The organism is Patescibacteria group bacterium, assembly GCA_018817085.1.
Lineage (GTDB): Bacteria > Patescibacteriota > WWE3 > CG2-30-40-12 > CG2-30-40-12 > CG2-30-40-12.
Map to the genome: position 1 here is coordinate 1 of JAHIUT010000007.1, position 12,733 is coordinate 12,733.

Here is a 12,733-nt window from a genome sequence, read left to right on the forward strand (position 1 = left end):
CTTATATTCATAGAGGTGGTGAGATGAAAAGGCGCAATTCCTATCTGGAGCCTATGCGCGTTGGAACTGCTTGGCCAACTCAACAATTGAAACACCGGCTCCTCGTAACGGCAAAGCAACTTACATAACCAAACTTGCGCAATTTTGGGAATTTTTTTTCCTAACAAAACGGCTTCCATTTTGTTGGTTGGCAGTCTTCCATTCCTTGCGCTTGTCATATAGGCGGGAACTCCCGCGTTTCTGCGAACAGGAAATCTCAAAAACCCCTTTCCGGCAAAAGTTTCTTTCAGCCAGTTTATACTCTCCAAATAAGGACGCGCTTCTCTCGGAACATTATCCCAATCCATAAGTTCCAAAATTCGCGAAATTTCCCCCATTGCCGAAAACCTTTTGTCTGCCAAACTCCTCTGTTTAATTCTCAAAACCCTTGCCACCGCCTTTATATCAAAAGCGGAACAGGCAAGTCCAAAATTAGCGTGGGACTCGTATCTAACACCTACAACGCCCCCTCCTAAAACAACCTTTGCGTAAGGGTTTTGTGTTTTCACCGCCCTCTCCTTTTATGAAAGTGTTTTAACGGCCGTCTCGGCGCACAGAACATCCTGCGCCAAATCCATAGACCCTCCAACTCCCGCCGCGCCAATTATTTTACCATCTTTTAAAACGGGAAGCCCTCCTGGCAGAATCGTCATTTTTCCGCCTAGTATTTCCTGAACGCCAAAATACGGTTTTCCCGGTTGGGAATTTTCAAGAAGGGTTGCGGTAGGCGCCCCCAAATTAGCGGAAGTGTACGCTTTAGAAAGAGCTATTTCAGGACTTATTGGAATAGCCGTATCCATACGGCTTACAGCTATTATTGAACCGTGTTCGTCCACAATAACTGTGGTTACGGCTATGCCTAATTCTTTAGCTTTAGTTTCAGAAGCTAGTAATGCCTCTTTTGCTTTGTTAAGTGTAATCATCTAAACTCACCCCCTTTAGCCCAGCAATTTTATAAGCTCGTTTTTGGTTAACTCTCTTTCAAGATTTTTGGCAGTTTCTAGAACTTTATTAACCTTTTCTTCCGTTAAAGTATTGGGGTCTTTTCCCATTAACAAATACGCTAGTCTTACGCTGTTCACGCTACTCCAGGGACCCACATAAGCTATAGTGGTTTCTCCCACTGTATTAGGGTCCACCGCGGAATATATCTGTCGGCTCATTCTGTCCAGCTTTTTTGCCAGTTCTTTTAATTCTAACCCGTTTGCATTAGCGGACAGCATTTTTGCTTTATATATAGCCGCGGTATGAATTCCTAACGATGTGGCGCCAAATCTTTCTGCTAAAGGCCCGTGACTTGGCGGGGATACATTTACAAGTTTATTGTACGCTCTCAAAACCCCCATTAATTTTTCTAATTTCCATTTAGATTTTAAATTATTTTCTTGCAAAATTAGGTGGCAATTTAGCAAAATATTTTTCAAAGGCGTATTCCCAGCGCGTTCCCCTATGCCTCGCGCGACGGTGTGTACTCTTTGTACTCCGCTGGCTATGGCAGTTAAGGTATTTGCGGTATCGTTTCCTAAATCTCTATGTCCGTGCCATTCCAATGGAATGTCTTCGGCGCCAATTTCTTTAAGGATGTTTTTAACAAAAGTAACAAGGCGATATGTTCCAATAGGTCTTGCTATTCCTATTGTGTCGGCAATGCAAAAGCTTTTGGCGCCGTTTTCTATTGCCGCTATAATAATTTTTTCTAAAAATTCTGGGGGTGTTTGGGTGGTATGTTCCGTGGCGGCTATTACTTCAATATTATATTCGTCCACACACATTTTTATTGCTTGCGAAAGTTTGTTTATAACATATTCCGGCTCCCATTCCTCTACCATAAGACGGGACGGGGCGGAACCCATAAATACCAATGCTTGTATGTCCGGGTGGATTTTTTTCAGTTCCGCGACCCATCTAACGGAATTTTCGGTTGCCAAACAAAGGACGATGGGAGTAATAGTTGGTGTTTTTTTCGCCATTCCCGACAAAAGTGTTCTTATTGCGCGGTCTATTTTGTTTTTTTCTCCGGGATAAATACCCACTATCGCTCTTTTTATCCCAAGACTTTTTAGTTTTACTAAATATCTTAGCATCTCGCTTGGCTTTGGGTACTCCGAAACCCCGTGAAGACCATCTCGCAAGTCGTCCGACACAATTTCCAAGTTTTGTATTTGCGAGATAGTGGGTTCTGCGGGGATGTTTAACAAAATTTTGGTTTTGTTGTGGAGTTCCGCGTTCCAGCTAAAGTCAACGGGAATTTCTTTATTTATAAGTTTTTCTATAATGTTATTTGCCATTAGTAATAATTAATATAAAATGTATTTAATGAAAACTACCAATCATTATACCGCCTCTCCAAAAACAAAACAAACCGCGCTTTCTTTGTGGAAACTGGAAAAGGTTATTCTGGACACTTTGCATTTTGAAGAGGTTGTTCAAAGAACGGTGGACAGCATTTTGATAGAATTGGGTTATCTTAAACTCGGATACGCTATTGTTGTTCTTGCGCTATACGACAAGCGAAAGAAAGTTCTAAAACGGATAGCCATTTCGCAAACCCCTAAGGCAAAAATGGCGGTAGAGCAGTCGCCAGTACCGTTTCATGAGATAGACATTCCCGCTTCGGCTAATGCTAATTTGTGTATTAAGGTTTTAAAAACCAAAAAGCCCGCCTCTACTAAAATATGGTCTCAAATATTATATCCCGCGTTCACAAAAGAGGAAGCGTTGGAATTGCAAAAAGAGGTGGGTATTGAAACAAGTTTAGTCTATCCCGTTATTACTAAGGATAAATGTATTGGGATAATGATTTTTAGTATGACTAAAGGCGAAAGGGATGTAACTTTGGAAGAGCGGGACCTCATAGAAAGATTTACGGATATTGTGGGGTTAGCGGTGCAAAATTCCAAACTTTATTCCTCTTTACAAAGTACCACAAGGGCGCTTAAAAAGGCGAACAGTCGTCTTAAAGCTTTGGATAAACTTAAAGACGATTTTGTTTCTCTTGCCTCTCACGAGTTAAGAACCCCGCTTACGGCAATAAAAGGTTACGCGTGGCTTATGATGAATAAAAAACAACCCACTTCCGAGAAGCGGAAAGTTTATATGGATAGGATATACACTTCTACCGAACGGCTTATACATTTGGTGAATAATATGTTGGATGTTTCGCGAATAGAGAAGGGCAGAATGGAGTTTAAATCCGAGAAAATGGATATAGCAAAATTAGCGTGGGAGGTTAAAGAGGAGATTTCTGCTCGCGCTAAACAAAAAGGTATAGAAATAAAAATTTCGGCGGATAAAGGTTTTTTTGTTAGAGGGGATATGGAGAAATTACGAGAAGTGTTGTTAAACCTTGTTGGCAACGCTCTTAAATTTACCCCGCAAGGCGGGGAAGTGCGTATAGAATTTACTCAAGAAAAGGGGTATGTTAAAACTTCCATTTCGGATACAGGGGTAGGGATTAAGAAAGGGGACATACCAAAACTTTTTTCTAAATTTGGCAGGCTTAACAACTCGTTTTCTTCTATGAGTGAAGTACCGGGTACGGGGTTAGGGCTTTTCATTTGCAAAAAGATTGTGGGGCAGTTAAAAGGAAAGATTTGGGTAGAATCGGGGTTTGGCAAGGGAAGCAAGTTTATTTTCCTCCTTCCGCGGTATTGAATTTCATAGGGGTTGGGCTGGTTTGCTGTAATTCCTTATTGACAACAATTAATTATTGTTTCATAATTACTACCAAATGGGTAGTATTGGTGAAACAGAAAAGCCAGATATTTTGGATATCAAGCCTTATATTACCAAGAGTGAGCTCTCTGTTGTTATTGATAAACACGGAAGAAATCTTGATAAAAAGGTTTTGTCGTTAACGAAAAAGGGAGATTTAATAATTCTCAAAAAAGGTCTGTATGTTTCCAAAAATTTTGCGGGTAACAAGCCTAAAAATTATGTGGAGTTTATTGCTAATTTTTTATACTATCCTTCATACTTGTCTTTAGAATATGCGCTTCAAAAAGAAGGACTTATGCCGGATGCGCCTTACGCTTATACTTCTGTGGCTTTAAAGGCGACAAGGGTTTTTTCTAACTCTTTTGGCAGTTTTCAATACAGGAATATTAAAGAGGTGTTGTTTTGCGGATATGTTCTGGAGCCGTTTTGGGATATGTACAAAGTAAAAGTGGCGACAAAAGCTAAGGCGCTATTTGATTTTTTATACTTGCATAAATTTGTAAGCGCCATAGAAACCGAGCTAACTTTAGACTTTCGTATAAACTGGGATAATTTCTCCTTAAAAGATTTGGACGAGTTTTTAAAGTATGTTAGATTATCCAATTCTAGTAAGATGCGAAAGATTTATTTGGTTATAAAAGAAATCGTATATGATACTAGAAAATCTTAGACTCATTGTGGACAAAAATATAGGGCAGAGTCCATTGTATTTGAGAAATCTCTTAAAGGAGCAGTTGCAATATTATTTGCTGAATTTTATTTATAATTCTAAATATTCCAAAGACTTTATATTAAAAGGAGGTACTTGCCTGCGTTTTTGCTATGATTTACCTCGTCTTTCCGAGGATTTGGATTTTGATGTTTTAAACTTTGATAAGTTTAATTATGATAAGTTTTCTTGCGATTTAAAGGAATTTTTTGGGAGCAAGTTGAAATATAACGCTTTGGAACTAAAAATATCTGGGGTAAATAATCTTATTTATGTTAAATTTCCGATTCTCAATGAAATTGGATTTCCGGTTAACGCGAGCAAGCCCACGGATGTTATTTTGTTTGTTAGATTGGATATTACCCGCGCGCAAGGAGATTTTTATAAGACGGAGCTAAAGCTCAAAGCGTCCCAAGATTTTTCTTTTTTAATAAACTGCTATTCTTTGTCGGATCTTTTTTCTGGGAAAATTGCGGCGGTTCTTATGAGGCAGGTTAAAGAGGGTGGGGAAACAAAGCCTCGGTTTAAAGGCAGGGATTTTTTTGATGTGTATTTCCTGCTTCAAAGGGGTGTTACGGCGAATTATAAATATTTGTCTTCTATAACAGGGATAAAGAGCAAGGACGAAATTATTGAAATGTATAATTCAAAAATTAAATTAGCGATTGAAAAAAAGCAAATTATTAAAGCGGACATTTTACCTTTTTTTACAGATCAAAATTTTGTTTCCGGGTTTGTTGAAAATATGGATAAATTTGATTGGACGCTCCACTTTTCGTAATGACCCCGTTCAGATTGTCATAACTTTCTAACCCCCGAGGTTGGAATGGTTGGAATACTATTGACTTAATGCCTTGCATAAGGCAAATTAATAGGATAATGCATCTTAAAAACTCCAAAAAATACCTTTCAGATTTTAGAAACATTCTTCGCGCTATGAGGCGCGCAATTTCTTATTCTTTTCATATAACCCCAGCCCACACTTTGGGTGTTTTAATCGCCACAATTTTTCTTGCGGTTATTCCCATAATAGCAAGCTGGGTGAACGGTAAAATTATAGACGCTCTTATTGCAAGTGTAGGCAAATTGCCCCACATCCCGGAGGTCTTAGTAAAGTTTGTCATTTTCTCTATAATGGTATCTTTATTAGCCACTCTTTTAGATAGGCTTTTTGATTTTTTTGATTTTAATATGTTTTACGGTTTTTCAAGAGAGCTGGATAGGGACATTACCGAAAAATTCGCTTATTTAGATGATGAATATTATGAAAACCCCGAAACAAACATTCTACTGCAAAAGGTTAGAGAAAGTTACGGAAACCGTCCCCTTAATTTTATAGACGGAACATATAATTTATTGAGTTATTCTGTTGGAATTATCACTTCGCTTGGCGTGGTTATAGCGCTGTCGCCTTTACTTATTCCTTTGATGATACTTTCAACCCTGCCCCAGTTTGTTAGCAATGTGGTGTTTGGAAAACGCAAGTGGGGGATTTGGGATGTTCACGGCAACACTAGGCGAGATTACAGCTGGTCCCGAAGTTATCTTTCTAACTACACCTCTTTGCAAGAACTGCGGATTTTTAATTTGAGGAGGTTTCTTATTGAAAGGATATACAAACTTTATACCGATTTTCAAAACGCGCAAAGGAAAATTGAAAACAAAAGAATTAAAGTAAGCGCCATTTTGGATATTGTTAGGGTTTTAGGGCTTACATTGGCGTTTCTTTTTCTAGTCCGTTATGTGCTTATGGGAGCGATTACGGTGGGGGCTTTTAGTTTTTATATTTCGGCAATCCGCCAACTGCAAGGGGCGCTTAACCGCTTTTTTAACCGTTCGTCAAGGATATATGAAGATGGTTTGTATATGGTAGATATATACAAATTTATGGATTTACCTAAAAAGATTGTGTCGGGAAAAGAAAAGTTTTTGAATAAAGGAGTTCCAAGCGTCCAGTTTAAGGATTTAACCTTTAAGTATCCTGGAAGGGATGAAATTGTGATAGACAATTTAAATCTTGAAATAAAACCGGGGGAACATTTGGCTATAGTGGGGGAAAATGGAGCGGGCAAAACCACTTTAATTAAACTTTTGATGCGGTTTTATGACCCGTCTTCCGGAGATATTTTATTGGGGGGGAAATCTTTAAAAAAGTTAGATTTGGACGAGTGGTATAAAAAAGTGGGGGTGTTGTTTCAAGAGTTTAATTCGTATCATTTTGACGCAAAAACGAACATAGGTGTAGGCAATATCCAAAATCTTGCGGATTTAGGTGGCATCATTTCCGCCGCTAAAAAGTCGGGGGCGCACGAGTTTATAGAAAATTACGAGAACAACTATGGGCAGATATTAAATAGGGCGTTTGATGGTGGGGTTAGGCCGTCGGTGGGGCAATGGCAAAAAATAGCTTTGGCGCGAGCGTTTTTTAAAGACGCGTCCATACTTATTTTAGATGAACCCACTTCAGCAATTGACCCTAAGTCAGAATTTGAGATTTTTGAAAAGCTTTTTGAGTTTGCGAAGGGAAAGACTGTTATTATAATTTCGCACAGGTTTTCCACGGTTAGAAACGCGCAGAGAATAGTGGTTTTAGACAAAGGAAGGATAATAGAAGACGGAAACCACGAATCGTTAATTCGTATAAAAAACGGCAAGTACAGAATTGCCTTTGAACTTCAAAGCAAAGGGTACAAATGACATAGATACCCAACACCGGGTGTTGGTGAGTTTTCCCCGCCAGCTGGCGGAGAGACTCCTTTGTTAAATTTGCATTTTGTGGTAAAATATTTGTAGTTTTTGGAAATTGAGATTGCCACGCCCTTCGGGCTCGCAATGACAAGAGTAGGGTGTGAACCCTAAAGGGTTCAACCCTCAAATCCCGCCTTGGGCGGAAAGGAGAATGAGGATGGTTGCTAAAATTTGTTGCAAATGTGGTAGATGTTGCGTGGATTTTTCGGTTCCTAAAGTGGGTTTTTATCAGATGTATTCCTTTTTGAGGGAATATCCTTATATTTATTACAGCGGTATGCAAAGGGCGGGTTCTTTACTAGTTCCCGTGTTTCGTTGCGAGAATTTAATTGAGAAAGTAGGAGGCGTAGCTGCGGTGGCGGTTTGTAGAGACTATATAAACAGACCTCCTTTTTGCAAAGAATTTCCGAGGGGAAAGCAAAGTCGTCCTCAAGGTTGTGGGTTGAAAGACTTCTTGCACTCTCTCTTATTAAAATTATATGAATGCCGAATCTGTAAATGTTGGAATATTGTTTGGAGGAAAATCTACAGAACATGAGGTTTCAGTTATAACTGGAGTCCAAGTTTTGAATGGTATTGATAAGAACAAATATAATATTTTGCCGATATATGTTTCAAAAGAGGGTAAGTGGTATATAAGTGAAAAATTTTACGATATAAAAACTTTCAAAGATTTAGATTCTATACCCAAACATTCAAAAGAAGTTTTTTTGTCCCCGATTCCGGGAGAATTAAAGCTAACTGTTTTATCTACATTCCTTTTTGGCGGGGATAAAAATATAAAAGCGGATGTTTTTTTTCCGTGTTTTCACGGCGGGTTGGGGGAGTGTGGCGGTTTTCAAGGGTTGTTTGAAATAGCCGAGGTTCCTTATGTTGGCGCGGAAATACTTTCTTCCGCGGTTAGTATGGACAAGATTTTGATGAAAGATGTGTTTAAGGCAAACAACATACCTTCTTTCCCTTATTATTGGTTTTACAGAGAATACTGGAAAAGCAATAATAAAAAAGTTTTGGATAAAATAGAAGAAAAATTTAAATATCCGGTGTTTGTAAAACCGTCAAATTCTGGGTCTAGTATTGGAGTGGCAAAAGTTGAGGATAGAGAGTCTCTGGAAAATTGTATAGAAGTGGCTTGCGTTTTTGACAGGCGGGTTATCGTGGAAAAGGGTATATTGGGGGCTAAAGAAATAAATGTTTCGGTAATTGGAAATAGCGGAAGTGAACTTTTGGTTTCTGAATGTGAAGAGGTTTTTTCTGAAGGAGGGTTTTTAAGTTATGAAGACAAATACATCCGAGATGGCAAAAAATCTAAAGGTATGGCATCCGCAAAAAGAATTATTCCCGCTAATATAAGCGCTAAAGAAAAAATTGTTGCGCAAGAGCTAGCAAAAGAGGTTTTTTCGGCTCTTAATTGTTGCGGAATTGCCCGTGTTGATTTTTTGATAAGAGGAAAAGATATATATGTTCTTGAGATAAATACAATACCTGGAAGTTTGAGTTTCTATTTGTGGGAAGCGTCTGGTCTAAAATTCAAAGATGTTTTGGATAAATTGATACAGCTTGCTATGGATAGGTATAAATATAAAAGTGAGAATGTTTGCACTTTCCCAACGAACATATTACAAAACTTTGAGGCGGGGATTAAAGGAAAATTATAGCCTTCTCCTTATCAGTAATTGTCTGGCAGATCGTTTTCTATAAGAATCACAGGTTTTTTTAATTTTAATTTTGCGATTGCATTCATTAATTTTGGTAAAGTATTTATGAAGATAACTTTGTTGTCTTCTATAGCGCTTTTAAGCGCTATAGTCCTTTCGTTTTTTCCTATCAGAATAACATAATCGCATATCTCGTTTGAAAGTTTTCCTAATCCTATGTGGATGTCTTTAGTTCTATTTCCCAATTCCACAATTCCTGGGGTTGCCAATATCTTATCGCCTTTAAAAGATTTTAAAAGTTCTAACGCCGCTCTGAATCCTGAAGGATTGCTGTTATAGGAGTCGTCTATTATGGTAATGTTTTCTGCAGGGTGTTTTATTTCAAGTCTGTGTGGTATGGGTTTTAAAGAATGTATTGCCCTAACAATTTTTATCGGTTCCACTTTTAGTATATATGCCATAGCGCTTGCGGCGATTATGTTGGACAAATTGCTCCTTCCAATAAGAGTTGTTTCCGTTTTAAATTCTTTTTTATCAAGTATGAGCGTAAATTCTGTTTTTAAGTTTTTTAATTTCACATTTTTTGCTCCGAAAGTATTGTTTAAGACCCCGTAAAAATTGGGGGTTTTGACATATTTTTCAAACGATTTCATTATTAATTTATCGTCGCCGTTTAAAATAATATTAGTTTTGGGGGTAGCGCAAACTAGCTCAAATTTAGCTTTGATGGTGTTTTCAATGGACCCGAATCTTTCTAAATGCTGTTCGTTTATGCCTGTGAGGATTGCGTAGTCGGGCTGTATAACAGAGCAGATTTCTTCTATTTCTCCTTTTTTATAAGCGCCTATCTCGCAAACAAAAAATTCGCAGTCGTTGTAAAGTTCCATATCCACAATTTTTGCTATTCCTAGTACGGTGTTGAAACTGTTAGGGGTTTTTGCGGTGTTGTATTTGGTTTTTAGCATTTGATAAAGGAATTCTTTTACGCTGGTTTTTCCGTATGACCCCGTGATGCCGATTATTTTCATATTTCCCGCTTTTAAAGCAGAGATTTTTTTTCGCAGTTTAATTCTTGTAATAAATCTTAAAAAATTTTCGCTAGGAAATAAAGTAGCCCGCGCCAAAATCAAGAATAAAAAAGATTGAGTGGCGGTAATTATTGACACGAGAAGTCCTTTAACCCCCCAAAATCTGAAAGACGCTATTAAAAGGAAGATCGTGTAAAAGATAGATGTCAAATAAATGGTTTTAGCCTTAAATGTCCAGACTAGAGGTTTCTTGTTTTCAAGTTTTCTTACAAAATAGTTTCTGAAAACCCATTTGATGAATCTCCTTGTTTCGTAGTTTTCCAGTTGAAAAACGCTCAAATACATTTTGTAGGGTAATATTTTTTCTATCATAGAATGTTCTCCTCCTCCAAAATTTTTATAAACTCCTCGCTATTTTCTAAATGTGGATTATGTCCGGTACCCCAGACTATCCGCAGTTTTGATTTCTGGACAAGATTTTTTAAGATTTTAGCTTGATTTACAGGTAGAACTTTATCTTGCTCTCCCCAAATTATGAGGGTTTGCGCAGATATTTTTGAAAAAACTGAGGTTAAATCTTGGTTTACGACCTTGATGAAAGTTTTTTTAAGGTTTTTTGAAGCGCGGTAATCGGAACTTCCAAAAGCATTTTTGATTTTTTCGGCTATGGCAGAGGGCAATATGTTTAAAATAGGGGATAGCCCGCCAATTTTTTTGAGGGCGCTATTTTTGAAGCGAGTGTCTATTAGACCAGCGCTTGACACAAGAATTAATTTTGCTGCATCCCTCGGTTTTAACACGGATATTATAGCGGCAACCCTTCCCCCGGAGGAGTGTCCGAGCAAAACATATTTTCGGATTTTTAGTTTTCTAAGAAGTTTTATAATTATGCGCGCGTAATCGTAATTGTCAAAAGGTTTTGGAGGAGGGGAGGAGAATCCGAAGCCAGGGAGGTCCACGAGCAATATATTATATTTAGGCATTTTTCTAGCGATAGGTTTCCATTCTTTTAGAGACCTTTGCCACCCATGAAGGATAACCAAATATTTTGAAGCGTTGGCGTTTTTTAGGATTTCCAGATTTATTAAGATGTTGTCAATTACGATGTGCATTAAGTAAGATTATAATACAAAACTGAAAGATGGGTATACTTCTAGTTTCAGAGATTTCTGGGTATATGGTAATATGTTTATATGCTTTTTATAATCTTATCCAACCAGCAGTTTGAATCGGAATTAAAAACCAATAAATGGCATATAGCCACCCAGCTTGCTAAAAAAGGGCATAAAATTATATTTGTTGACCCTCCTTTGCGGTTCAAAGCATTAAAAGGCCTCTCGTCCATAATTTCTAGAAAAAGCGAAAACCTTATTTTATATAAGCCCATCAATTTGTTTAATTTCAAGCCTTTTCCCTCTTTTAACACTTTCGTTCATTTGAGGGTTATAAAAAGGCTTATTAAGAAAATTGGATATAAAGGAGGCAAAAAGATACTTTACATATATCATTTCGATTTTCCAGATTTAAGAAGTTTTATGACAAAATCTGACTATAATATAACTGTTTACGATTGTGTGGACGAATATACCGCTTTTCCAGAATATGCTAGCCGTAAAAAAGTTAATCCAAAAGTCATAGCTTGGATTCAATGGCTGGACGACGAGTTGAAAATTAGAATAAACCAAAACGGTTTGCAAAAGTCAGATTGGGTAAACGCGCAGGAAAAATGGCTTTGCGACAATGTGGATTTAGTTTTTGCCAGCGCGCCAAGTTTGGTTGCCAAACTAAAAAAGTGGCGAAAAGAGGTTTATTATTTACCAAATGCGGTAGCCATAGAAAAGTTTGACCACAAAGAGAAACTCAAGGAGCCTTTTGATATAAAAGATACCCCTCATCCTAGAATTGGTTTTTCTGGCGCTATAGACACTTACAAAAACAATATAAATTTAATTGAAAAATGCGCCAAAACTTATCCAAATTATCATTTTGTTATGATTGGACCTGAAAAGGTGGCGGACCCGGATTTGGATTTAACGATTCTAAAGGCGATGGAAAATGTTCATTTTTTAGGAAAGAAGTTATGGGAGGAAATTCCTGCGTATTTTGACCATTTTGATGTTTATTTTATCCCTTATAATATCAACGAATATACTAAAGGGTGCCATCCTGTAAAGTATTTTGAGGGGTTGGGAGCAGGTCTTCCTGTGGTGGCGACATTAATGTCCGTTAAAGAATTTGATGTAGATGGTTATGTAACGGAGGACGAGGGAGAATTTGTTAAGAATATTAAAAGGGCGGTAGAGGAAAATTCAGCGCAAAGGGTGGAAAAACGAAAAAATCTTGCCCGAAAAAACAGTTGGGAAGGCAAGGCGGAGAAAATAATTAAACTTATTGTGACAGAGCGTGACGGTATTGACTAAGGAGACTCCTTAGTACAAGGAGTCTCCCTTTGATAAATTTGCATTTTGTGGTAGGATAATTGTAGATTTTGAAAATTGTCCGTCATTGCGATCCCGAGCTTTAGCGAGGGAGAAGCAATCCCAATGAGATTGCGGAAAGGAGAATAAGAGATGAGGATTTTTCGGAATGTTGGTCTGTTGTGGTTCAAGAGGGATGTGCCTGACAAACCCATTTTCATTTTGGTAATAATAAGGTAATTGGGTGAGTGCAAGTACCACTTCGGAACCTGCCTGCCGTAGGCAGGGTGGTACTTGTGTGACAAAGGGGGACATTTGCGAAATTTGTCTAGACTAAGGAGTCTCCTTGTACAAGGAGACTCCTTTGTTAAATTTGCATTTTGTGGTAGGATAGTATTAGTTGTTTGAATACTTGTC

At 37.9% G+C, this 12,733-nt stretch carries 11 protein-coding genes; 6 read left to right on the top strand and 5 right to left on the bottom strand.

The genetic code is table 11. The features are described from left to right. The 3 genes from KJ678_00420 to KJ678_00430 form a co-directional block, all read right to left on the bottom strand. Window positions 1–548 (bottom strand): Sua5/YciO/YrdC/YwlC family protein (locus KJ678_00420; protein MBU1016617.1); only part of this gene is annotated, 548 nt, incomplete at its 3' end. Between the two features lie 12 nt (window positions 549–560). After that, window positions 561–962: a heme-binding protein gene (locus KJ678_00425; protein MBU1016618.1), complete on the bottom strand. Its 402-nt coding sequence runs from the start codon at window positions 960–962 to the stop codon at window positions 561–563. Window positions 963–977: 15 nt separating this feature from the next. Continuing rightward, complete coding sequence (locus KJ678_00430; GenBank protein ID MBU1016619.1) at window positions 978–2,327, bottom strand: hypothetical protein; 1,350 nt, start codon at window positions 2,325–2,327, stop codon at window positions 978–980. Window positions 2,328–2,355: 28 nt separating this feature from the next. Here KJ678_00430 and KJ678_00435 point away from each other — a divergent pair, with 28 nt between their 5' ends. From KJ678_00435 to KJ678_00455, 5 genes are all read left to right on the top strand, one after another. Further along, window positions 2,356–3,693, top strand: coding sequence for a GAF domain-containing sensor histidine kinase (locus tag KJ678_00435; GenBank protein MBU1016620.1), 1,338 nt, complete (start codon window positions 2,356–2,358; stop codon window positions 3,691–3,693). A gap of 76 nt (window positions 3,694–3,769) precedes the next feature. Next, window positions 3,770–4,426 carry a hypothetical protein gene (locus KJ678_00440; GenBank protein MBU1016621.1) on the top strand — a complete coding sequence of 219 codons (657 nt, stop codon included), beginning with the start codon at window positions 3,770–3,772 and terminating at the stop codon, window positions 4,424–4,426. Then, window positions 4,407–5,246, top strand: coding sequence for a nucleotidyl transferase AbiEii/AbiGii toxin family protein (locus tag KJ678_00445; GenBank protein ID MBU1016622.1), 840 nt, complete (start codon window positions 4,407–4,409; stop codon window positions 5,244–5,246). Before KJ678_00440 ends, KJ678_00445 begins: the two co-directional genes overlap by 20 nt. Window positions 5,247–5,314: 68 nt before the next feature. Next, a complete protein-coding gene (locus KJ678_00450; GenBank protein MBU1016623.1) occupies window positions 5,315–7,162 on the top strand; it encodes an ABC transporter ATP-binding protein/permease in 1,848 nt (615 codons plus the stop codon). A gap of 530 nt (window positions 7,163–7,692) precedes the next feature. Continuing rightward, window positions 7,693–8,871, top strand: a complete 1,179-nt coding sequence (locus KJ678_00455) for a D-alanine--D-alanine ligase (GenBank protein MBU1016624.1) — start codon at window positions 7,693–7,695, stop codon at window positions 8,869–8,871. Between the two features lie 11 nt (window positions 8,872–8,882). Here the strand turns inward: KJ678_00455 and KJ678_00460 are convergent, their stop codons facing one another. Then, window positions 8,883–10,271: a UDP-N-acetylmuramoyl-tripeptide--D-alanyl-D-alanine ligase gene (locus KJ678_00460; GenBank protein ID MBU1016625.1), complete on the bottom strand. Its 1,389-nt coding sequence runs from the start codon at window positions 10,269–10,271 to the stop codon at window positions 8,883–8,885. Further along, entirely contained in the window at window positions 10,268–11,011 is a 744-nt protein-coding gene (locus tag KJ678_00465; GenBank protein ID MBU1016626.1) for an alpha/beta hydrolase, read from the bottom strand. The genes KJ678_00460 and KJ678_00465 overlap by 4 nt, the downstream gene beginning before the upstream one ends. 81 nt (window positions 11,012–11,092) lie before the next feature. Here KJ678_00465 and KJ678_00470 point away from each other — a divergent pair, with 81 nt between their 5' ends. Further along, window positions 11,093–12,319 carry a glycosyltransferase gene (locus KJ678_00470; GenBank protein MBU1016627.1) on the top strand — a complete coding sequence of 409 codons (1,227 nt, stop codon included), beginning with the start codon at window positions 11,093–11,095 and terminating at the stop codon, window positions 12,317–12,319. The last annotated feature ends 414 nt before the right edge of the window (window positions 12,320–12,733 follow it).

Excerpts from the sequence above, each read along its gene's own strand:
- KJ678_00425 (MBU1016618.1), bottom strand. The coding sequence starts at position 962 with ATGATTACACTTAACAAAGCAAAAGAGGCATTACTAGCTTCTGAAACT.
- KJ678_00430 (MBU1016619.1), bottom strand. The coding sequence starts at position 2,327 with ATGGCAAATAACATTATAGAAAAACTTATAAATAAAGAAATTCCCGTT.
- KJ678_00435 (MBU1016620.1), top strand. The coding sequence starts at position 2,356 with ATGAAAACTACCAATCATTATACCGCCTCTCCAAAAACAAAACAAACC.
- KJ678_00440 (MBU1016621.1), top strand. The coding sequence starts at position 3,770 with ATGGGTAGTATTGGTGAAACAGAAAAGCCAGATATTTTGGATATCAAG.
- KJ678_00445 (MBU1016622.1), top strand. The coding sequence starts at position 4,407 with ATGATACTAGAAAATCTTAGACTCATTGTGGACAAAAATATAGGGCAG.
- KJ678_00450 (MBU1016623.1), top strand. The coding sequence starts at position 5,315 with ATGCCTTGCATAAGGCAAATTAATAGGATAATGCATCTTAAAAACTCC.
- KJ678_00455 (MBU1016624.1), top strand. The coding sequence starts at position 7,693 with ATGAATGCCGAATCTGTAAATGTTGGAATATTGTTTGGAGGAAAATCT.
- KJ678_00460 (MBU1016625.1), bottom strand. The coding sequence starts at position 10,271 with ATGATAGAAAAAATATTACCCTACAAAATGTATTTGAGCGTTTTTCAA.
- KJ678_00465 (MBU1016626.1), bottom strand. The coding sequence starts at position 11,011 with ATGCACATCGTAATTGACAACATCTTAATAAATCTGGAAATCCTAAAA.
- KJ678_00470 (MBU1016627.1), top strand. The coding sequence starts at position 11,093 with ATGCTTTTTATAATCTTATCCAACCAGCAGTTTGAATCGGAATTAAAA.